Here is a 20,459-nt window from a genome sequence, read left to right as displayed (position 1 = left end):
ATTCATGTTAAAAGCGCAATTATTTCGCCATAACAATCAAATTATTAGATCATTTCCGTGAGGCGACTTTCTGTTCCCGGGGCTCCAGTGACTCCCGCTCCCGGTCGAACGCCAGGTAGTACTTGTTCACGCTATTAACATAGCTGACGGGGCCCATGCCCACCTGCTCCATGGCGATGCGTTCGACCTGAAAAAACCACTGGTTGGGATTCAGCCCGCGCCGCCGAGCCTCGGCGCGCATGCCTTGCACCCGTTCCGGGCCGATGTTGTAGGCCGCCAGTGTGAACGCCATGCGCTCGCGCTCATTGAGTTTCGGACTGTTGAAAAACTTGCGACGGATCATCGCCAGATACTTGGCCCCGGCCTGCACATTCGCATCGAGATTCTGGATGTTGTTCACACCGACCCGCTGCGCCGCGGACGGGGTGATCTGCATCAACCCGGTCGGGCCGCTGCCGCTGCGGGCGCCGGGTTGCAGGGCCGACTCCTTGAAGGCCAGCGCCGCCAGGTTCAGCCAGTCCATGTTTTGTGCATCGGCGTGTTTTTGCAGAGTCGGGCGCAGTTTTTCCAGACGCTGACGGTCAGCCTTGGCCAACGGATAGTGCACTTGGTAGAGGCGCCGATAGATCCGCAGGAATTCGGCATCCCCGTTCGCCGGCTTCCTGTAGCCGACCAGAAAGCGATCGATGCTCGCCCGCAGCATCGAGGCATCACGGCGCACGAACCAGTATTCCTCACCCGGTTCACTGATCATCAATTGCCGGTCAAAACGCAGCTTGGGCAGGATCTTGCCCCAGCGCTCGGCGATCGGTTGCTCAACGATAGTCAGGTGGAAAATTCCGCCCTGCACCATCTCCAGCACGTCCTCGACCGCCAGCGTCGGATCGACCCATTCGATCTTGATCGGCGCCAGTTTGTGCAGCGCCAGTTTCTGATTGAGCTGGCTCACCGCGTCCCCTGCCGCACTGCCGGTTGGCAAGGCCAGGGTCTTGCCGGAAAGCTGCTCGACCTTGGTGTAACGACGCTCGCCCTTGATACCGACCAGCACCAGCGGCACATTGCTGGCGATCGGCTCGCTGCTGGCCACCGCGTGGCCGGGTTGCAGATCAAGCAGCTCGCCGGGCGCCACCAGATCACCTTCGCCGCGTTGCAACGCGCCGAGCAGTTGATCCTTGGCTTTGGGAATGATCTTGAGAGTGACTTCCTGGCCGTCGCGGGCGTGGCCATTGAGGTACTGCTCGAAGGCGCGCAGGCGATGGTATTCGACACCGATGGCCTGGCCCTGGACTTCTCCAGAGCTGTTGCGACTCTGGTTGACCAGCACTCGCAGTACGCGGCTGCTGCGTATCTCCGACAGGTCGCGGACCTTGGCGGCCGGTACGGCTTGCTGTGGCCCGGGCAAGCGCGCAACCGCCGTTATCGGCAGTAGCAACGACGCACACAACAGGAGCAAAACCGAGGGACGATGCATCCACTCTCCGGAAAGAATACGGGGCGTTTTTTAACCGCTGAACGGTCAAAATCGCCGACGAAAACAGAGCGCCTGGAGCGCTGGCAAAGTGCGAGAGACTGGCACAGTGATGGCTTTTGCGCCAACCCGGGCTCTGTCACGGCATCAAAAGACAGCTATAACTCTTTGTAGTTCTTGGCTTTTCTTATAAATCTACAGCTCTGGTATGCTTTCCGGCCTTCGGCCCGAGGTAGAACCATGCAACTCATCGATATCGGCGTCAACCTGACCAACCCCAGTTTTGCTGAAAAACATCAGGCCGTGCTCGACCGCGCCTACGCTGCCGGGGTCTGCCAACTGGTGCTGACCGGCACCAGCGTCGAAGGTAGCGAACAGGCGCTGGAGCTGTGCCGGCAACTGGATGACGGCGGCCAACAGCTGTTCGCCACCGCTGGCATTCACCCGCATTCGGCCAGTGACTGGAATGCTGACAGCGCGCGCCGGTTGCGCAGTCTGCTGCACGAGCCAAACGTGGTCGCCGTGGGTGAATGCGGGCTGGATTTCAACCGTGATTTCTCACCGCGCCCGCAACAGGAAAAAGTCCTCGAAGAACATCTGGCGCTGGCAGTAGAACTGCAATTGCCGGTGTTCCTCCACGAACGCGATGCCAGTCAGCGCTTGCTGGAGATCCTCCGGGACTTCCGTGATCAATTGCCCGCCGCTGTGGTGCACTGCTTTACTGGCGAGCAAAAAGCCTTGTTCAGTTACCTGGATCTGGACCTGCACATCGGCATCACCGGCTGGATCTGCGACGAGCGCCGCGGCACGCACCTGCACTCGCTGGTCAAGGAGATCAAACGCGGACGACTGATGCTCGAAAGCGACGCGCCGTATCTGCTGCCCCGCACCTTGCGGCCAAAGCCGAAGAACGGCCGCAATGAGCCGGCGTATCTGACCGAAGTATTGCGCGAAGTGGCGTTGCACCGAGGCGAGAGCGAGGAAGACCTGGCAGCGCACACCACCGCGTGTGCCCGCGCGTTCTTCAACCTTCCTGCCCTTCCCTGACACACCAGAATCCCCCTGTGGAAGCGATGTGTTCTTTTGATGTGTATCAAGATCCGCAGATCTGCATAGCGGCACAATGCTGGCACCTTGCCAAAACTGTTTCCGCTATCAGAGAAGACCTCCATGGGTGCCTGGCTTAGCAATATCTCGCTGAAATACAAATTCTGGGCGGTCAACGCGGTCGCTTTCGTCACCACCCTGTTGCTGGTGCTGTACGCCGTGCAACTGGAACAGCAGGCGCGCAGCCACACGGCGCAGGCATCCGCCCAGGCCCAGGCACAATTGCTCAAGGCCTGGCCGGCCGGGCAGGCATTGCCCAAGGCTGATCAGATTCTGACCTTCAAACGCGGGGAAGCGCCGCGCCTCAACGATCAGCCGGTGCTAGAGATCAGCGACAACAACGGCTGGAACGAAATCAATCACCTGCCATTGTTCGGCAGTAACCCGTTAATGGGCGCCGAAGTGTTCAGCCGTGCCGACGGCCAGCAGGTGGCAGTCATTGCCTATGGTCCAAGCCTGGCGCAAGTGTTCAGCGAACGTTTTGCCAACTACGCAGTGGCAGTGTTCATCCTGATGCTGGCCATGCTCGGCGCTTCGCAACTGCTGATCCGCTTCCTGCTCAGCCAACTCAACACATTGAAAGACGTGATGCTGCACGTCGAGAAAAGCGGTGACCTCTCGGCCCGTGTGCCGCTGGCGTGCAAGGACGAAGTCGGGCAGATGGCCAATGCGTTCAACGCAATGCAGGCTGGCTACCAACGGGTGGTCACCACCGTCGCCAACACCGCGCGGCAACTCGACGTCGGTGCCGCGCGTCTGGCGGCGAGCATGAACGAAGTGCGCCACGGCATGCTCGGTCAGCAAAGTGAAACCGATCAGGCCGCCACCGCAATCAACGAAATGACCGCCACGGTTTATCACATCGCCCAGCACGCCGGCGCCACCCGCGATCTGTCGCAGACCGCCGATGGTCTGGCCGGCAGCGGTCAACAAGTGGTCAGTCGCGTACAGCAGTCGATTGCCGGACTCTCCAGCGGCGTGCAGCAGACCGCCGAAATGATCCAGCGCCTGGCCGAGGACAGCCAGAAGATCAACGGCGTGGTCAGTGTGATTCACAGCATCGCCGAGCAAACCAACCTGCTGGCGCTGAACGCCGCCATCGAAGCAGCCCGTGCCGGCGAGATGGGCCGCGGTTTTGCGGTAGTCGCCGATGAGGTGCGCAACCTGGCGAAACGCGTGCAGACCTCCACCGATGAAATCACCACCATGGTCTCGGCGCTGCAGGCCGGCACCCGCGATGCGGTGGACTTCATGCAGGAGAGTTCGTACAAGGCCGACGACTGCGTGCAGCAGGCACAGGAGGCTGGCGAGGCGCTGGCGGAAATCACTGGCGCCGTGGCGCAGATGCGCGAGAGCAACACGCAGATTGCGGTGGCGGCCGAGCAGCAGAGCCAAGTGGCGGAAGAGATGAATCGGGCAGTGGTGAGCATTCGTGATGTGACTGAAAACACCGTGCAGCAGACTGTGGATTCGGCGACCACCAGTAATGAGTTGGCAACGTTGGCCGGGGAGCTCAACAAGGCAATCGGGCAGTTGAAACTCTGAAGATCAAAAGATCGCAGCCTTCGGCAGCTCCTACAGGTATACGCATTTCAATGTAGGAGCTGCCGAAGGCTGCGATCTTTTTTTGTTCACCATTACTATGATGCCAATAGCCAACCTTGATTCGCCGCCCCACCCGCCCCGGCCTATTCTTCAAGCATGTGTTCAACATGGATCGAGGAGTAGTCAACATGGGCAAACGTCACCCCAACCTTCCCGCGTGGCAATGGCGCGCGTACCCGAACAATCACCAGCACCCGACCAATCTGGTGTTGCACCTGATTGCCGTGCCGCTGTTCATCGTCGCGTTTCTGTTGATTGTGTCCGGAGTGTTCAGCCTGAGCCTGGCCAGTGTCGCCATCGGCGTAATCGGGATTGTCGCGGCGCTGGGTCTGCAGCGCCACGGCCACAGCCTGGAGGCGGAAGCCTCCGAGCCTTTCAGTGATCGCCAGGATGCCGTGTCGCGCTTGCTGGTCGAACAGTTCCTGACCTTTCCGCGGTTTTTTCTCAGCGGCGGCTGGTGGCGCGCCTGGCGGGAGCGCCATCGTCGGCACTGAGTGACTCAGGCAAAAATCGTCACGGTCTGGCGACTCATGGCAATCAACTCCCCCTCCGCGCTCCACAGCTTGGCGGCCACATGGCCGTAACCGTCGGCAGCGTACTCGATATCCGCCAGGTATTTGCACCAGTCCAGGGTGCTCAACTCGCGTAACGGCTGCACGAATTCGATGGTCCAGGTCAACGTGCTGCCCGGTGCCGGTTTCTTCAGATACGGCAACAGTGCCGGAGGCCAGGCATCCACCAGCGCTAGCAGATGCGCCTCATTGACCGGTTCTTCCTTGACGTCCCCACGCAAGCGCACCCAGCCGCCCATCTGCCGCGATTTATTGCCGGTGAATGGCATGCCGCCGACACTCCAGCGCATCGCCAGGTGCCGCATGAACTCCGGGGTCACGCCTTTGATGTAGGGCAACTCCTGGCATTCGTCCCAGTGTTTCATTTCGACTGCCGGATATGCGGCAACGGCCACTTCCGAAGGCCGCGAAGCACCGAAGCTGCCCTGCACGATAGTCACCACCTGACCGTTCTGCATCGCACGCCCCAGCACCTGACTGACCGCTTTGCCTTCGCGCAACACATCAACTTCGAAACGCACCGGGACGTCCGGCTCGACCGGGCCGACAAAGGTGATCGCCAACGAACGCACCGGGCGATCGGCCGGCACTTCCGCGCGCATGGTTTCGTATTGCAGCGCCGCGACCAGGCCGCCAAAACTGGCCCGGCCCTGACCCCACTCGGCGGGAATGGTCACTTCTGGCTGGCGACGAACCGCCTCGAGCAGATCGGAAAAGCGCATGACAACCTCGGCAAGCGAAAAAGGAATGCAGCGATCTTAACCAGCATGGCAGAGCGCCGCAGCGTCTATTCCGGTCAAATGGACTGACAGAAAGGCCTTACCCCGATTTCCCATTCAAACAAAACCCCCTGTAGGAGCTGCCGAAGGCTGCGATCTTTTGATTTTAAAAAACAAAGATCGCAGCCTTCGGCAGCGCCTACAGGGACCGGGTAATATCGAGGTTATTTGAAGCAGGCTGAACTGAGTTTTTCCAGAACGCGATCGGCCTTGGTTTCAGCCTTGATCAGGCCCGCCTGCCAGGTCGCTACGCAGGATTGCAGATCGCTTTCCTGCTCGGCCCGCGCCAGCCACTGCCAGCAATCGTGCCAGTCGCCCAGCGCACCCTGCGCCGACTTCAGTCGCTCCAGCGCCGGCTCAGGCAGGCGATCCAGTTCCGGATAGGCTTCGATGCCATACCGCACGCGCTTGATCAGCAAGCGCAGACGATGCCGGTCATGGGCCGGATCGTGCAGGGCCTCGTCGAGTTTTTTCCATTGTTTGTGCAGGCGTTTTTCGATGCGTTTGCCCAGCCCCTTGAGCAGCCCCTGACGCTCGGAGGCACGCAAAAATCGCGGGAAAGCGTCGAGGATGATCAGCAGCGAAGCCACTTCGGCGCTGGCGGCCAAGGCTGGATAAGCTTCGTCCATTTGCGCCATGCGCCGCTGCGCCGCTTGCGGTTGATCATGCTTGAGCAGGTACGCCGCCAGCACCTCGCGGTCGCGCCACGGCGTGGTCAACTGCCCCACCGCGGATGCCGCTACTTCCAGTTGCTCGACCCCGGGCAAGCCACGCAAGGGTCGCAACAGGCTGCGCAAGCGCCGTACCGTAGTGCGCAAGTCATGCAGCGCCTCGGGGTCGGTACGCGCGGTCAGGCGCGCCTGACAGGCCAGCAAACGCACTTCCAGACTCAGGACATGAGCCACCAACCGGTCAACCAACGCAGACATCACTTGCTCCTGATTCACATGGCTCGAAGGATGAGTCTGCCGTCAGAAGGCAGGCGCATCCTTGCGTCAAGTCAGCAGCTTAGCGTCCGGCGCGAGATTCGCGAATATAGAAACGGGCTTTCTCGGCCTTTTTGCTGCAGCCTTCGAAGCCTTCGAATTGCTGTTGAGTCTTGGCCGCCGTCAGCAATGACAGCGCCTTGGAGTAACTGACCGTGCCGGCAAAACCTTCGGCCTTGGCCAGGTCCAGTTCATGCCACGCCGCATCGAGCTGACTGCCACAGCTGTCACGATAAGCAGTCTTGCCAGCGCAACCGGCCAATGCCAGCGCAATCAACGGCACACAGATCCAGGCTTTCATCACTCACACCTCAAAATAGGTCAACAGTCGTGCAGGTAAGACGTTACGGCGCGAGAAAAGTGCCTTGGCGCCCCATGAATCTGCGGTGACCAAAGCATAGCGCCGAGCGGTCACGCCGTAGCGAAAAAACGACGCGCCTGCGGCCCCGAACGACCCTGACGATTGTCGCCCGCCCCCGGATGGGTGCATTGTGAAGCCTTGTCGGGGAGGAAGCTTGATGAAAAAGCGTGTCGCACTGGTGCTGGGCTCCGGTGGCGCCCGGGGTTACGCCCATATCGGAGTCATCGAAGAGATCGAAAGACGCGGTTACGACATTGCCTGCATTGCCGGTTGTTCGATGGGGGCGGTGGTCGGAGGAATCTATGCGGCGGGCAAACTCGATGAGTATCGCAACTGGATCGAAACCCTCGACTATCTGGACGTGCTGCGGCTGGTGGACGTGAGTTTTCGTCTCGGGGCCATTCGCGGCGAAAAGGTCTTCGGGCAGATACGCAAGATCGTCGGCGAAATCAACATCGAAGACCTGCGCATCCCCTACACCGCGGTCGCCGCCGACCTGACCAACCAACAGGAAATCTGGTTCCAGGAAGGCTGCCTGCATCAGGCGATGCGCGCCTCGGCGGCGATCCCCAGCCTGTTCACGCCGGTGATGCAGGGCAATCGGATGCTGGTGGACGGCGGGATTCTCAACCCGTTGCCGATTGTGCCGGTGGTGTCCAGCCACTGCGACCTGATCATCGCGGTCAACCTCAACGCCACCAACCAGCGTCACTACAAATTGCCGGTGATCCAGCGCCCGCCAGCCTTTCGTTCGCGCTTCGACAGCCTGCTCAGTTCGCTGGGTTCGAAGATGCCGTTCCGTCGCAAACAGGCCGAGCAATTGCTGCTGCTTGAACAGGAAGCCCTGCGTGCGGAGGCGGCCGACATCAACCCGTGGCTGGAAGGCAGCGAACCGGAAAGTCAGCAACCGGCAGCGGCACCCGAGCGCGAAGGCGCGCCGAAATCCGCCACCGGTTCGTTCATCATCGACAACGTCGGGCCGGCGTCACTGCTGGACTTGATCAACCAGAGTTTCGAGGTGATGCAGACCTCGTTGGCGCAGTACAAGATCGCCGGCTATCCGCCGGACATCCTGATCAACGTGCCGAAGCGCGTGTGCCGGTTTTTCGAATTCTACAAAGCGCCGGAACTGATCGCGCTGGGGCGGGAGATTGCGCGGGATACGCTGGATCGGTATGAGAGTGAGCAGGGTTGAAATCCCGGCTGGCTGTCAGGGCCTCATCGCAGGCAAGCCAGCTCCCACAGGGTTCTGCGCAGTTATTGAAATTTGTATTTCACACCGTCCACTGTGGGAGCGGGCTTGCCCGCGAAGGCGTCAGCTCAGCCAACCCGAAACCTACAGACTGTTATCACTGATCAGCCGATACCCGACGCCAGCTTCAGTGACAATAAACCGCGGCCGAGTCGGATCATCCGCCAGCTTCTGGCGCAAATGCCCAACGACAATCCGCAAATAATGACTGTCCTCGGTATGCGTCGGCCCCCAGATGTCCTTGAGCAATTGCTGTTGGGTGATCACCCTGCCCGGATGCCGTGCCAGTTGCGCCAGCACCGCGTATTCCTTGCGGGTCAGCGCCACTTCGGCGCCATCGAGCAACACCCGCCGATAGGCCAGATCCACGGTCAACGGGCCGAACGACAGCGCCGCCTGTTGCGCCTCGCCAGCCGGCGCCTGACGCAACAACGCGCGGACCCGGGCGAGAAACTCCTGAATGCCGAACGGTTTGGTCACGTAGTCGTTGGCGCCGCCATCCAGCGCCTGGACTTTCTGCCCTTCGCTGGCCCGCACCGAGAGCACCAGCACCGGCGCAGTGGCCCACTCGCGAAACTCGCGCAGCACCTGCTGGCCATCCATGTCCGGCAGGCCGAGGTCGAGCACCAGCAAGTCCGGCTTGTTCAGCGCCGCCTGCGCCAGGCCCTCGGCACCCGTGCCGGCCTCGAGCACTTTGTAGCCTTGTGAGGCGAGGCTGATGCGCAGGAATTTACGGATCTGCGGTTCGTCATCGATGACCAAAATGGTCGCGGTCTGGCTCATGAATTCACATCAACACAAAAGATTGGCAAGAGAGTAGCGCAGTCGCGATCAGGCTTCATTGTCCATCCCCGGTTGCGTCTGCAACGGCAGGTGCAGGGTGATGCAAGTGCCGCGGCCGTCGATGCCGTCGGCGACGCTGATTCGCCCGCCATGCGCACCGACCATGCCCTGGCAGATCGCCAGCCCCAGACCGGTGCCCTGCCCGCCGCGATCACCACGGGCGGCGGTGTAGAACATGTCGAAAATCTTCGCCCGCTCGTCCTCGGGAATTCCCGGGCCTTCGTCGCTGACCGAGAAGAAAATCTCTTCGTCATTGGCGCCGGCACTCAGTTGCAAACGACCGTGAGGCGGCGAGAAGCGCGCAGCGTTTTCCAGCACATTGACCAGCGCCTGCTCGATCAGCGCGGCGTGCACGAACAGCAGCGGCAACTCGGCCGGCACTTCAGTGCTGACCTGCAACGGCGCGAGCACTGCACGCAGGCGATTGAGCGAACTGCCGACGATGTCCGCCGGCGCCACCCAGTCGCGCGCGAGCTTCAATGCACCGTGACCCAGACGGGTCATGTCCAGCAGGTTCTGGATGTAGCGATCGAGGCGTTCGGCTTCGTCGCGCGTGCCTTCGAGCAACTCGCGGCGATCCTCCAGTGGAATGGCTTCGCCGAGGGCCAGCAAGCTGTCGATGCTGCCGCGCATGGCGGTCAGCGGTGTGCGCAGATCATGCGATACCGAGGCCAGCAGCGCACTGCGCAATTGCTCGGTTTCGCCGTGCAGGCGCGCGGCTTCCAGATCGTCCGCCAGTTGCGCCCGGGCCAGTGCCTGCGCCAGTGGCTGACTCAACGCGGTGAGCAGGCGTCGACGCTGGCCGCTCAAAGTCTGGCCTTCTTTGGCGCAGACCCCGAGCAGCGCCAGCGGCCCGTCTTCCACCGACAGCGGCCACCACCACCAGCGACCGAATGGCAGCGTGCCGGTGCCCATGCCCGCCGGTTGATCGTGCTGCCAAGCCCAGTCGGCGGCAGCACGTTCGGATTCGCTGAATTCCAGCGGTCCGCCGGTCTCGACTTTCCAGCCGCCCTGGCCGTCGCGGTTGAGCAGGCACAATTGCAGGTCGCTCCAGCCATTGAGGTGCTGCGCGGCAGCGCTGACCACCGCCTGACGATCCGTCGCCGCCGTGAGTTTGCGCGACAGGTCGAGCAGCTCGGTGGTCTCTTCCTGCGTGTCGCGCAGCGCCTGCAACTGCCGTCGCTGACGCGCAGCGAGATTACCGGTGAGCGCCGCCATCAGCAGGAAGAACAGCAAGGTCAAAACGTCTTCTTCGCGCTGGATGGCGAAGGAAAAATTCGGCGGAATGAACAGAAAATCGTAGGTCAGAAACGACAGCGCCGCACAGGCCAGCGCCGGCCCCAGACTGCTGCGCACCGCCACCAGCAGCACCGCCGCGAGAAACACCAGCGAGATGTTCGGCAGCGGCAAAATACTCGAGACCGCCCACGCCAGGGCACTGGCCAACACCGTGGCAACCAGCGCCAACAGATAGTCGAACCAGACCAGCGTCGGCGTCGCCCGCAGACGCGGCTGCGGGTGTTCATGGTCGTTATCGAGGACGTTGATTTCCAGGCCGTGGGCCTGGCGCAACAAACGCGCGGCGAGCCCACCACCGAACAGACGACGGCGCAGACTCGGCCGCGACTGGCCGACCAGCAGCAGACTCGCACGGCGTTCGGCAGCATGCTGGATCAGGGTTTTCGCCACTTCGCCGGCGCGCAACAACACCACTTCGCCGCCGAGGCGTTCGGCCAGTTGCTGGGCATTTTGCAGGCGCAGGCGCGATTGCTCGTCGCGCACCGTGCCGTTGTCGACATGCACCAGACTCCACGGTAAATGCCGGCGCTGGGCCACGCGGCTGGCGTGACGCACCAGGCGTTCGGCATGCGCGTCGCCATCGACGCCGACCAGCAACCGCCCGCGCACCGCCGGAGCCGCCTGACCGAGTTGGCGATAGCCTTGCGCAAGATCGTTATCAACCTGCGCGGCCGCCGTTTGCATCGCCAGTTCACGCAACGCGGTGAGGTTGGTCTGGGTGAAAAACGCATCGATCGCCGCTCGCGCCTGTTCCGGCACGTAGACCTTGCCTTCACGCAGACGCTCCAGCAGCTCGCGCGGTGGCAGGTCGATCAGCAGCAGTTCGTAGGCTTCCTGCAGCACCCAGTCCGGCAGGGTTTCGCGCACCTGCACACCGGTGATGCCGCGCACCTGATCGTTGAGACTTTCCAGGTGCTGGACGTTGACCGTGGTGTAGACGTCGATGCCGGCGGCGAGCAGTTCCTGAATATCCTGCCAGCGCTTGGCGTGACGACTGCCCGGGGCGTTGGTGTGCGCCAGTTCGTCCACCAGTACCAGTTTCGGTTTAGCCGCAAGCAGACCGTCGAGGTCCATTTCTTCGAGCATCACGCCACGGTATTCCGAGCGCACCAACGGCTGCTGCGGCAAACCGCCGAGCAGCGCTTCAGTCTCCGCGCGGCCGTGGGTTTCGACGACGCCAGCGATGACTTTCACGCCCTGGCGCAATTGCGTGTGTGCGGCCTGGAGCATGGCGTAGGTTTTGCCGACGCCGGGGGCGGCACCGAGGAAAATCTTCAGCCGACCACGGCCGTCGCGGGGCAGGTCTGCTAACAGCGCGTCGGCGCGGCCGGAGTCGCTCATGCTTGATCTCTTCAGTCAGATGTTTATGCGTTGCCAGTTATGGCCTCTTCGCGAGCAAGCTCGCTCCCACAGGTTCAGTGTTGCTCTTGTGGGAGCGAGCCTGCTCGCGAATGGCCGCGCCGCCGGTTCAGAGTTTTTCCAGTGCCATGTTCAGCTCCAGCACATTCACCACCGGCGGCCCCACCAGTGGCTGTTCGATGTGCGCATCGAGCAGTTGCTGCAAGGTCGACACCGGCAGGTTGCGCGCTTGCGCGACACGCGCCAGTTGATAGGCAATTGCCGCCGGTGGCAAGTGCGGATCGAGGCCACTGCCGGAGGTGGTCAGCAGCGCCAAGGGCACTGGCCCCTGGCCGGGCACCTGCAACTTGTTGGCGTCGTCGATCACCCGCGTGGCCAGCGCTGGATTGCTCGGCGCCAGGTTGCTGGCGCTACTGGACACGGTCGCAAACGCGCCCGCCGAAGGACGTGGATGGAACCAGGCATCACCGACGAAATCCTGGGCGATCAGCGACGAGCCGCGCACCTTGCCGTCGGCATCGTGCACCAGGCTGCCGTTGGCCTGTTCAGGGAAGGCGACCTGGGCGACGCCGGTCACCACCAGTGGATAGGCCACGCCGGTGACCAGGGTCATCAGCACCAGCAGGCTCAGGGCCGGACGTATCATTGTGGACATTGCAAAATCCTCGAATTCAGAAAGCGGATACCGCGTTAATTCAGGTGGACCGAGTCGATTTCATCGCCAGCAGGCTGGCTCCCACAGGGGACCGCATTGCAACTGTGGGAGCGAGCCTGCGCGCGAATGGATCACACCAGATGCAGCGCCGTCAGCAGCATGTCGATCGCCTTGATCCCCACGAACGGCACCAGAATCCCGCCCAGTCCGTAGATCAGCAGATTGCGTCGCAGCAATGCCGCGGCGCTCGCCGCCTGCACGCGCACGCCGCGCAATGCCAGTGGAATCAGCACGACGATGATCAGGGCGTTGAACACGATGGCCGAGAGGATCGCGCTCTGCGGACTGGTCAGGTGCATGATGTTCAGCACGCCCAGTTGCGGATAAATCGCGGCGAACAGCGCCGGCAGAATCGCGAAGTATTTGGCCACGTCGTTGGCGATGGAAAACGTCGTCAGCGCGCCACGGGTCACCAGCAACTCCTTGCCGATCTGCACCACGTCCAGCAGCTTGGTCGGGTCGCTGTCGAGGTCGACCATGTTCGCCGCTTCGCGCGCGGCTTGTGTGCCGTCGTTCATCGCCATGCCGACGTCAGCCTGGGCCAGCGCCGGGGCGTCGTTGGCGCCGTCGCCGCACATGGCGACCAGACGGCCGTCGTTCTGCTCATGGCGGATACGCGCCAGTTTTTTCTCCGGGGTGGCTTCGGCGAGCACGTCATCGACGCCCGCTTCAGCCGCGATGGCCGCAGCGGTCAACGGGTTGTCACCGGTGACCATCACCGTGCGAATCCCCAGTTTGCGCAGCTCGGCAAAACGCTCGCGAATGCCTGGCTTGACCACGTCCTTGAGGTGGATCGCACCCAGCAGCTTGCCGTCGGCGCAGACCAGCAACGGCGTGCCGCCACTCTGGGCGATCTTGTCGATTTCCCGCGACAGCGCCGGGGCCAGATCGGAGCGTTGTTGACCAAGGAACGCCAGCAGCGAATCCACGGCGCCCTTGCGGTATACGCGGCCCTGATAGTCGACACCGGACAGGCGGGTTTCCGCGCTGAACGGCACGGCAATCAAGGTATCCAGCGCTGGTTCGGATTGCGGGTGCAGACCGCGCAGGTACTCGACGATGGATTTGCCTTCGGCGGTTTCGTCCGCCAGCGAGGCGAACAACGCACCTTCGGCCAACTCGCGACCACTCACGCCCGGCGCGGCATACACCGCGCTGCAACGACGGTTGCCGAAGGTGATGGTACCGGTCTTGTCCAGCAGCAGCACGTGCACGTCACCGGCCGCTTCCACGGCGCGACCGGACTTGGCGATCACGTTCAGGCGTACCAGACGATCCATCCCGGCAATACCGATGGCCGACAACAGGCCTCCGATGGTGGTCGGAATCAGCGTGACCAGCAGCGCCACCAGGAACACCAGCGGCAGGCTGCCATTGGCGAAGTGGGCGAACGGTTGCAGGGTCACTACCACCAGCAGGAAGATCAGAGTCAGGCCGATCAGCAGGATATCCAGCGCGACTTCGTTCGGGGTCTTCTGGCGCTTGGCGCCTTCGACCAACGCAATCATGCGGTCGAGGGTCGACTCACCGGGGTTGGTGGTGATCTTCACCAGCAACCAGTCGGACACCAGGCGCGTGTTGCCGGTGACCGCCGAGCGATCGCCGCCGGACTCGCGAATCACTGGCGCCGACTCACCGGTAATCGCCGCTTCATTGACCGCCGCGATCCCTTCGATGACTTCGCCGTCACCGGGGATCATCTCCCCCGCTTCGACGCGCACCACATCACCTTTGCGCAGGTTGGCGGCAGGCACGACCTGGAAGCTGCCATTGGCCAGTTTGCGCCGCGCGCTGAGGCCTTCGCTGCCGGCCTTGAGGCTGTCGGCGCGGGCCTTGCCGCGCCCCTCGGCCAAGGCTTCGGCGAAGTTGGCGAACAGCACCGTGAACCACAGCCACAGGGCAATCTGCGCGGCGACGAACGTCGGCACGACGTTGTCCGGAATGAAGCACAGTACGGTGGTGAAAATCGCCGTCAGTTCGACCACCAGCATCACCGGCGAACGCACCAGCTGGCGCGGGTCGAGCTTGACGAAAGCTTGCACCAGCGCCGGACGCCACAGGGCCGAGATCGCGGTTTTCGCTTGTTCCGGCGCTTTGACGGCGGCGGGTTTGATTGCGGGCATATTCATCATTGACTCCTTAGAAGCCCATGCTCAGATGTTCGGCGATTGGGCCCAATGCGAGGGTCGGCAAGAACGTCAGGCCGCCCACCAGCAAAATGGTCACGGTCAGCAGCGTCACAAACAGTGGCCCGTGGGTCGGGAAGCTGTTCTGGCCAATCGGTGCGGTTTTCTTCATCGCCAGGCTGCCGGCCAGAGCCAGTACCGGCAGGATGTAGCCGAAGCGACCGATCAACATGCCCAGACCGAGCATCAGGTTGTGGAACGGGGTGTTGGCGCTCAAGCCACCGAACGCCGAACCGTTGTTCGCGCTGGCCGAGGTGTAGGCATAGAGCAACTGGCTGAAACCGTGCGGGCCGGGGTTGCTGATGGTCGCCGCCGGGCCAGGCAGAGCAGCGGCGATCGCGCCGAGTACCAGCACGCCCACCGGCATGACCAGCAAGGTCACCACCAGCAATTGCACTTCCCGCGCCTGCAGTTTCTTGCCAAGGTATTCCGGGGTGCGGCCAATCATCAGGCCAGCGAGGAACACTGCAATCAACACGTTGAGCAACATGCCGTAGAGCCCGGCACCGACGCCGCCGAAGATCACTTCGCCGACCATCATGTTGACCAGCGCGACCATGCCGCTGAGCGGGTTGAGGCTGTCGTGCATGCCGTTCACCGAACCGTTCGACGCCGCAGTCGTAGTCACCGACCACAGCACGGTGGCGGTGGTACCGAAGCGTGCTTCCTTGCCTTCCAGCGGCGCGGTCTGTTCGACCGCGACATTGTTCAGCGCCGGGTTAGGCTGATATTCGGCCCACAGCGACGTCGCGCCGCCGATCAGGAACAGTGCGAGCATGCAGGCGATGATCGCGCGGCTCTGACGCTGATCTTTCACGTAATGACCGAAGGTGAACACCAACGCCACCGGGATCAGGATGATTGAAGCGACTTCGAACAGGTTGCTCCACGCGGTCGGGTTCTCGAACGGATGCGCCGAGTTGACACCGAAGAAGCCACCGCCGTTGGTGCCCAGTTGCTTGATCGCAATCTGGCTGGCCGCCGGGCCGAGCGGGATCACTTGATCGACGCCCTGCATCGTCACCGCGTTCACATATTGCGCGAAGGTCTGCGGTACGCCCTGCCATACCAAATACAGCGCCAGCAGCAGGCACAGCGGCAGCAGGCCGTAGAGCGTGGCGCGAGTCATGTCGACCCAGAAGTTGCCCAGAGTCTTGGCCGACTTGCGCCCGATGCCACGGCACAACGCAACCAGCACCGCCAGACCGGTGGCAGCGCTGACGAAGTTCTGCACGGTAAGGCCGACCATCTGACTCAGGTAGCTGAGGGTCGCTTCACCGCTGTAGGACTGCCAGTTGGTGTTGGTCATGAAACTGACCGCGGTGTTGAACGCCTGGGTCCATTCCTGGCCTGGCAGGTTTTGCGGGTTCAGCGGCAAATGATCCTGAAACAACAGAATCGCGAACAGCAGCAGGAAACCCGCGAGGTTGAACGCCAGCAAAGCCAGCGTGTACTTCTGCCAGCTCTGTTCAGCTTGCGGATCCACCCCGGCAATCCGATAGCAACCGCGCTCGACCGGGCCGAGGATCGGTGTCAGCCAAGTGCGCTGACCTTCCATCACCTTGTAGTAAAAGCGCCCGAGGAACGGCGCCGGCAGCAAGACCACCGCAAAAAACGCGAGGATCAGCCAATAGTCATAACTGTGCATAGCCGCTCCTAGTTCCGATCCGCGCGCAACAGCGCAACCAACAGATAAATGAACAGCCCGGCTGCCAACAGCAGGGACACCCCGTCCAGAACGCTCATGGAAGATCTCCGTGTTACGGCGTATTGCCGCGTCTGGAGGCATTGTCGGAAAGGAGGCTGTAAAGGAACGAGACCGAGGGGTGCAGCGAGGCATAAAGAAAGCGTAAAGAGTGGGTTTATGCTGGCGTTACAGCGAGGTTTTGCAGCGTCAGGTCGGGCCTCATCGCGGGCAAGCCCGGCTCCCACAGTTTTTTGCGTGGTCCGCAGAGTTTGATTCCAACGCCAAACCTGTGGGAGCGGGCTTGCCCGCGAAGACGGCAGCACTAACGACGTCGCACCCAACTGGCGCACGAAAATGTGCCCATCCGGTAATGAACATCTTGGATAACGACAGCTTTCAGCCTATTGCGACCTGATTCACAGGACTGGCACGCCCACTGCAAACGCCCTCCCCCGAGCTTTCCAAACCGTTCCGGGAGCATGCGCATGAACACACAACTCAAACCCACGCTGGGCACCTTGCACCTGTGGGGCATCGCCGTCGGGCTGGTAATTTCCGGCGAGTACTTCGGCTGGAGTTACGGCTGGGGCGTCGCCGGCACACTGGGTTTTCTGGTGACCTCGTTCATGGTCGCCACGATGTACACCTGCTTCATCTTCAGCTTCACCGAACTGACCACCGCGATTCCTCATGCGGGCGGGCCGTTCGCCTATAGCCGCCGAGCCTTCGGTGAAAAAGGCGGACTGATTGCCGGACTGGCCACGCTGATCGAATTCGTCTTTGCCCCTCCAGCCATCGCCCTGGCGATTGGCGCCTATCTGAATGTGCAGTTTCCGGCGCTCGACCCGAAACATGCGGCAGTCGGCGCCTATATCGTGTTCATGACCCTGAACATCCTCGGGGTGAAACTGGCGGCAACGTTCGAACTGATCGTCTGCGTGCTGGCGGTGATCGAATTGCTGGTGTTCATGGGCGTGGTCGCACCGGCGTTCAGCTTCAGCAGCTTTGCCCTGAATGGCTGGGCCGGCTCCGATGTGTTCGGTGCGCCGGCGATTGCCGGGATGTTCGCTGCGATTCCGTTTGCGATCTGGTTTTTCCTCGCCATTGAAGGTGCGGCGATGGCTGCCGAAGAAGCCAAGGATCCCAAACGCACGATCCCCAAGGCCTACATCAGCGGGATCCTGACCCTGGTGTTGCTGGCGATGGGCGTGATGTTCTTCGCCGGCGGTGTCGGTGACTGGCGCACCCTGGCGAACATCAATGACCCGCTGCCACAGGCGATGAAAACCGTGGTCGGCGACAATTCCGGCTGGTTGCACATGCTGGTGTGGATCGGCCTGTTCGGTCTGGTGGCGAGTTTCCACGGGATCATCCTCGGCTACTCGCGGCAGTTCTTCGCCCTCGCCCGCGCCGGTTACCTGCCGGCGTCGCTGGCGAAACTCTCGCGTTTCCAGACCCCGCACCGCGCAATCATCGCCGGCGGCATCATCGGCATCGCTGCGATCTACAGCGACGGACTGATCAACCTCGGTGGCATGACCCTCACCGCCGCGATGATCACCATGGCCGTGTTCGGCGCGATCGTGATGTACATCATGAGCATGCTCAGCCTGTTCAAACTGCGCAAATCCGAACCCAATCTCGAGCGGACTTTTCGCGCGCCGTGCTATCCGCTGATTCCGCTGATCGCGCTGGTGCTGGCGGTGGTGTGTCTGATCGCCATGGCTTGGTTCAATGCGCTGATCGGGCTGATTTTCCTCGGCTTCATGGCGGTCGGTTTCGGCTACTTCATGCTTACCGGTCAGTTGCGCGCTGACGCTCCGGCCGATGCCATGCTGACGGGGCGATAACCCATCATGTAGGAGCTGCCGAAGGCTGCGATCTTTTGATCTTGTTTTTGAAAAAGCAACGTCAAAACATCGCAGCCCTCGGCAGCTCCTACAGGGAATTAAGGTGCGGCTTGGATATCGGGCCTAGAATGGAACCACTGCGAAGTCATTTCGCTCATAAGTGGTATGCAGCGTCGCTGGCGAACCCTCGCCCGCCAAGCTGCCATTAAGGAGAGCCGTTATGCCCTGGTATGCCTGGTTGATTCTGGTCGTTGCAATCGGCTCGATCGTTGGCGGATTGATGATGTTGCGCGACACCGCCAACAAGGTTGAACTGACCGATGAGGAACGCAAGCGCGTTGCGCAGCGCAACGCCGAAGCGGACATCAAGGACGCGCAGGATCGCTGAACGAAAAACCCCGCCGGATCAGGCGGGGTTGGTTTTTTGTGGAGCGTATTCCCCCAAGGATCATGTTGGACTCAGCCGCACGCTTTTAAGAAGTAGAAGTACAGTCACCATTTCATTTACCTTGGTTAAGATGGTGGTCTTGTTGCGGAGAGTTCCACATGCGTTACTCGCACGATCATAAAGCTCAAACCCATCAGCGGATCATCAAGGAAGCCTCGGCGCGATTTCGCAAAGACGGCATCGGTGCTACCGGCCTGCAACCTTTGATGAAAGCACTGGGGCTGACCCACGGCGGCTTTTATTCGCACTTCAAATCCAAGGACGAACTGGTCGAAAAAGCCTTGCAGGAGGCGAGCGCTCAAGTCGATGGCCTGTGCGCCGAGATCTTTGCTCAGGAACAGCCGCTGCAGGCATTTATCGATACTTATCTTTCCGAATGGCATCAGACCTCCCCGCACGAAGGCTGCCCACTGCTGACCATTTCTTCAGAGCTGGGTCTGCGCGGCCAGCCAAGCCCGACCAGTGATGCGGTACTCAATGCCCGACTGAGTCAAATCGAAGGCACCCTTGAGGGCAATAACAGCGCCGACCGGGCCATCGTCATCATGTCGACACTGGTCGGCGCGCTCTTGCTGTCACGCAGTGTCGCTGACGCCGAGCTTGCCCAGCGCATCCTCGACGTCACGCGCGATCACCTCAAGCAATCGCAGGACTAAGCCTGCCAACGCTTGAACAGCACACTGGCGTTTACCCCGCCGAAACCGAAACCGTTGGACAGGGCATACTCGATCGGCATCGACCGTGCCTGACCATGAACGATGTCTACACCCGCACTCGCCGGATCCGGATTTTCGAAGTTGAGCGTCGGCGGGACGACCTGATCGCGGATGGCCAACAGGGTGAAGATCGCTTCCAGTCCGCCGGCAGCGCCGAGCAAATGCCCGGTGGCGGATTTGGTTGAAGTCACGGCGATTTTATTCTCCGTACCGAACAGCGCCTTGATCGCTGCCAGCTCACCAAGATCGCCCACCGGCGTTGAGGTCGCATGCGCATTCAGATGCTGCACCTGCTCCGGCGCAACACCCGCCTGAGCCAACGCCAACTGCATCGCCCGTCGCGCACCGCTGCCATCTTCCGGCCCGGCGGTGAGGTGATAGGCGTCGGCAGTGGTGCCATAACCGACCAGCTCAGCCAACGGCTGCGCACCGCGTGCCAGCGCATGCTCCAGCGATTCGATCACCAGCAGCCCGGCCCCCTCGCCCATCACGAAACCATCGCGACCGCTATCAAACGGTCGTGAGGCTCGTTCGGGGGTGTCGTTGTAACCACTGGACAGCGCCCGCGCCGCGGCAAAACCGGCCAGACTGACCCGATCAATACAGGCTTCCGCTCCGCCACAAACCGCGATGTCCGCTTCACCGGCACGAATCATCCGCGCAGCATCGCCAATCGCCTGCACCCCGGCAGCACAAGCAGTCACCGGTGCGCCGAGCGGGCCTTTCAAAGCGTGCTGGATCGACACATGTCCGGCCGCCAGATTGACCAGAAACGATGGGATGGTGAACGGCGACAGACGACGCGGACCACGACTGTCCGTAGTGCGTACAGCGTCAGCTATTGCACCGAACCCGCCAACACCGGAGCCGATGATCGTCGCGGTGCGTTCCTGATCCTTGGTCTCGGACGGCTGCCATCCTGCCTGAAGCAGGGCCTGGCGTGCCGCTTCCATGGCGAACAGGATGAAGCGATCCATCTTCTTCTGTTCCTTGGGTGGCGTGGCAAGGTCCGGATCGAAACCGGCCTCGACGTCTTCCGCCGCCATGGGCACCATCCCGGCGACCCGGGTCGGCAAGTCTGCGCTCACCGCGTCCGGCAAATTGCGCAAGCCCGAGCGCCCGGCGAGCAAGCGCTGCCAGACCCTCTCGACGTCACTGCCCAAAGGCGAAACCAGGCCCATACCGGTGACAACAATTCGACGCTGACTCATACCGCAGTTACCTCT

General features: G+C 61.8%; 18 protein-coding genes. 7 read left to right on the top strand and 11 right to left on the bottom strand.

Features of this window, described 5'->3' with window-relative positions; genetic code table 11:
• Positions 1 to 49: 49 nt before the first annotated feature.
• Positions 50 to 1,471: a transglycosylase SLT domain-containing protein gene (locus KVQ82_RS09870; RefSeq protein ID WP_222018750.1), complete on the bottom strand. Its 1,422-nt coding sequence runs from the start codon at positions 1,469 to 1,471 to the stop codon at positions 50 to 52.
• 237 nt (positions 1,472 to 1,708) lie between these two features.
• Between KVQ82_RS09870 and KVQ82_RS09865 the strand changes: the two genes are divergently transcribed.
• The 3 genes from KVQ82_RS09865 to KVQ82_RS09855 all read left to right on the top strand — a co-directional run bounded on the left by KVQ82_RS09865 (position 1,709) and on the right by KVQ82_RS09855 (position 4,674).
• Entirely contained in the window at positions 1,709 to 2,515 is an 807-nt protein-coding gene (locus KVQ82_RS09865; protein ID WP_222018749.1) for a TatD family hydrolase, read from the top strand.
• A gap of 123 nt (positions 2,516 to 2,638) precedes the next feature.
• Positions 2,639 to 4,120, top strand: coding sequence for a methyl-accepting chemotaxis protein (locus KVQ82_RS09860; protein ID WP_222018748.1), 1,482 nt, complete (start codon positions 2,639 to 2,641; stop codon positions 4,118 to 4,120).
• A gap of 188 nt (positions 4,121 to 4,308) precedes the next feature.
• The gene (locus KVQ82_RS09855; RefSeq protein ID WP_108183415.1) at positions 4,309 to 4,674 is read left to right on the top strand and encodes an Mpo1-like protein; all 366 of its coding nucleotides are present in this window, start codon (positions 4,309 to 4,311) and stop codon (positions 4,672 to 4,674) included.
• Positions 4,675 to 4,679: 5 nt separating this feature from the next.
• Here the strand turns inward: KVQ82_RS09855 and KVQ82_RS09850 are convergent, their stop codons facing one another.
• The 3 genes from KVQ82_RS09850 to KVQ82_RS09840 form a co-directional block, all read right to left on the bottom strand.
• Positions 4,680 to 5,474, bottom strand: coding sequence for an acyl-CoA thioesterase II (locus tag KVQ82_RS09850; RefSeq protein WP_222018747.1), 795 nt, complete (start codon positions 5,472 to 5,474; stop codon positions 4,680 to 4,682).
• Between the two features lie 221 nt (positions 5,475 to 5,695).
• Complete coding sequence (locus tag KVQ82_RS09845) at positions 5,696 to 6,460, bottom strand: CHAD domain-containing protein (protein WP_222018746.1); 765 nt, start codon at positions 6,458 to 6,460, stop codon at positions 5,696 to 5,698.
• Between the two features lie 79 nt (positions 6,461 to 6,539).
• Complete coding sequence (locus tag KVQ82_RS09840) at positions 6,540 to 6,818, bottom strand: hypothetical protein (protein WP_041069470.1); 279 nt, start codon at positions 6,816 to 6,818, stop codon at positions 6,540 to 6,542.
• 217 nt (positions 6,819 to 7,035) lie between these two features.
• Between KVQ82_RS09840 and KVQ82_RS09835 the strand changes: the two genes are divergently transcribed.
• The gene (locus KVQ82_RS09835; protein WP_222018745.1) at positions 7,036 to 8,073 is read left to right on the top strand and encodes a patatin-like phospholipase family protein; all 1,038 of its coding nucleotides are present in this window, start codon (positions 7,036 to 7,038) and stop codon (positions 8,071 to 8,073) included.
• Positions 8,074 to 8,214: 141 nt separating this feature from the next.
• On the opposite strand, the gene KVQ82_RS09830 is transcribed toward KVQ82_RS09835, so the two are convergent.
• The 6 genes from KVQ82_RS09830 to kdpF form a co-directional block, all read right to left on the bottom strand.
• The gene (locus KVQ82_RS09830; RefSeq protein WP_041069463.1) at positions 8,215 to 8,913 is read right to left on the bottom strand and encodes a response regulator; all 699 of its coding nucleotides are present in this window, start codon (positions 8,911 to 8,913) and stop codon (positions 8,215 to 8,217) included.
• Positions 8,914 to 8,961: 48 nt separating this feature from the next.
• Positions 8,962 to 11,613 (bottom strand): sensor histidine kinase KdpD, encoded by a 2,652-nt coding sequence (locus KVQ82_RS09825; protein ID WP_222018744.1) that lies wholly within the window; start codon positions 11,611 to 11,613, stop codon positions 8,962 to 8,964.
• A 127-nt stretch (positions 11,614 to 11,740) separates the two neighbouring features.
• Positions 11,741 to 12,286, bottom strand: a complete 546-nt coding sequence (gene kdpC, locus KVQ82_RS09820; RefSeq protein WP_108183417.1) for a potassium-transporting ATPase subunit KdpC — start codon at positions 12,284 to 12,286, stop codon at positions 11,741 to 11,743.
• 131 nt (positions 12,287 to 12,417) lie between these two features.
• On the bottom strand, positions 12,418 to 14,475 hold the full coding sequence (gene kdpB / locus KVQ82_RS09815; protein ID WP_222018743.1) for a potassium-transporting ATPase subunit KdpB: 2,058 nt from the start codon (positions 14,473 to 14,475) through the stop codon (positions 12,418 to 12,420).
• Between the two features lie 10 nt (positions 14,476 to 14,485).
• Entirely contained in the window at positions 14,486 to 16,180 is a 1,695-nt protein-coding gene (kdpA, locus tag KVQ82_RS09810) for a potassium-transporting ATPase subunit KdpA (RefSeq protein WP_041069451.1), read from the bottom strand.
• Positions 16,181 to 16,188: 8 nt separating this feature from the next.
• A complete protein-coding gene (gene kdpF / locus KVQ82_RS09805; RefSeq protein ID WP_007963673.1) occupies positions 16,189 to 16,278 on the bottom strand; it encodes a K(+)-transporting ATPase subunit F in 90 nt (29 codons plus the stop codon).
• Positions 16,279 to 16,704: 426 nt separating this feature from the next.
• On the opposite strand from kdpF, the gene eat reads away from it, so the two are divergent.
• The 3 genes from eat (at position 16,705) to KVQ82_RS09790 (ending at position 19,173) form a co-directional block, all read left to right on the top strand.
• A complete protein-coding gene (gene eat, locus KVQ82_RS09800; protein WP_095668643.1) occupies positions 16,705 to 18,069 on the top strand; it encodes an ethanolamine permease in 1,365 nt (454 codons plus the stop codon).
• Positions 18,070 to 18,289: 220 nt separating this feature from the next.
• The gene (locus KVQ82_RS09795; protein ID WP_003226857.1) at positions 18,290 to 18,457 is read left to right on the top strand and encodes a DUF2897 family protein; all 168 of its coding nucleotides are present in this window, start codon (positions 18,290 to 18,292) and stop codon (positions 18,455 to 18,457) included.
• Between the two features lie 158 nt (positions 18,458 to 18,615).
• Positions 18,616 to 19,173: a TetR/AcrR family transcriptional regulator gene (locus KVQ82_RS09790; protein WP_222018742.1), complete on the top strand. Its 558-nt coding sequence runs from the start codon at positions 18,616 to 18,618 to the stop codon at positions 19,171 to 19,173.
• Here the strand turns inward: KVQ82_RS09790 and fabF are convergent.
• Entirely contained in the window at positions 19,170 to 20,444 is a 1,275-nt protein-coding gene (gene fabF, locus KVQ82_RS09785; protein ID WP_222018741.1) for a beta-ketoacyl-ACP synthase II, read from the bottom strand. The genes KVQ82_RS09790 and fabF overlap by 4 nt on opposite strands.
• Positions 20,445 to 20,459: the final 15 nt, after the last annotated feature.

This window comes from Pseudomonas sp. AO-1 (assembly GCF_019775695.1).
GTDB lineage: Bacteria > Pseudomonadota > Gammaproteobacteria > Pseudomonadales > Pseudomonadaceae > Aquipseudomonas > Aquipseudomonas parakoreensis.
Note: the sequence above shows the minus strand (reverse complement) of the source record. Positions and strands in the feature narration are given on the sequence as shown.

What these genes read in the sequence shown, in the direction of transcription:
- KVQ82_RS09870 (WP_222018750.1), bottom strand. Translation starts at nt 1,471, where the DNA reads ATGCATCGTCCCTCGGTTTTGCTCCTGTTGTGTGCGTCGTTGCTACTG.
- KVQ82_RS09865 (WP_222018749.1), top strand. Translation starts at nt 1,709, where the DNA reads ATGCAACTCATCGATATCGGCGTCAACCTGACCAACCCCAGTTTTGCT.
- KVQ82_RS09860 (WP_222018748.1), top strand. Translation starts at nt 2,639, where the DNA reads ATGGGTGCCTGGCTTAGCAATATCTCGCTGAAATACAAATTCTGGGCG.
- KVQ82_RS09855 (WP_108183415.1), top strand. Translation starts at nt 4,309, where the DNA reads ATGGGCAAACGTCACCCCAACCTTCCCGCGTGGCAATGGCGCGCGTAC.
- KVQ82_RS09850 (WP_222018747.1), bottom strand. Translation starts at nt 5,474, where the DNA reads ATGCGCTTTTCCGATCTGCTCGAGGCGGTTCGTCGCCAGCCAGAAGTG.
- KVQ82_RS09845 (WP_222018746.1), bottom strand. Translation starts at nt 6,460, where the DNA reads ATGTCTGCGTTGGTTGACCGGTTGGTGGCTCATGTCCTGAGTCTGGAA.
- KVQ82_RS09840 (WP_041069470.1), bottom strand. Translation starts at nt 6,818, where the DNA reads ATGAAAGCCTGGATCTGTGTGCCGTTGATTGCGCTGGCATTGGCCGGT.
- KVQ82_RS09835 (WP_222018745.1), top strand. Translation starts at nt 7,036, where the DNA reads ATGAAAAAGCGTGTCGCACTGGTGCTGGGCTCCGGTGGCGCCCGGGGT.
- KVQ82_RS09830 (WP_041069463.1), bottom strand. Translation starts at nt 8,913, where the DNA reads ATGAGCCAGACCGCGACCATTTTGGTCATCGATGACGAACCGCAGATC.
- KVQ82_RS09825 (WP_222018744.1), bottom strand. Translation starts at nt 11,613, where the DNA reads ATGAGCGACTCCGGCCGCGCCGACGCGCTGTTAGCAGACCTGCCCCGC.
- kdpC (WP_108183417.1), bottom strand. Translation starts at nt 12,286, where the DNA reads ATGTCCACAATGATACGTCCGGCCCTGAGCCTGCTGGTGCTGATGACC.
- kdpB (WP_222018743.1), bottom strand. Translation starts at nt 14,475, where the DNA reads ATGAATATGCCCGCAATCAAACCCGCCGCCGTCAAAGCGCCGGAACAA.
- kdpA (WP_041069451.1), bottom strand. Translation starts at nt 16,180, where the DNA reads ATGCACAGTTATGACTATTGGCTGATCCTCGCGTTTTTTGCGGTGGTC.
- kdpF (WP_007963673.1), bottom strand. Translation starts at nt 16,278, where the DNA reads ATGAGCGTTCTGGACGGGGTGTCCCTGCTGTTGGCAGCCGGGCTGTTC.
- eat (WP_095668643.1), top strand. Translation starts at nt 16,705, where the DNA reads ATGAACACACAACTCAAACCCACGCTGGGCACCTTGCACCTGTGGGGC.
- KVQ82_RS09795 (WP_003226857.1), top strand. Translation starts at nt 18,290, where the DNA reads ATGCCCTGGTATGCCTGGTTGATTCTGGTCGTTGCAATCGGCTCGATC.
- KVQ82_RS09790 (WP_222018742.1), top strand. Translation starts at nt 18,616, where the DNA reads ATGCGTTACTCGCACGATCATAAAGCTCAAACCCATCAGCGGATCATC.
- fabF (WP_222018741.1), bottom strand. Translation starts at nt 20,444, where the DNA reads ATGAGTCAGCGTCGAATTGTTGTCACCGGTATGGGCCTGGTTTCGCCT.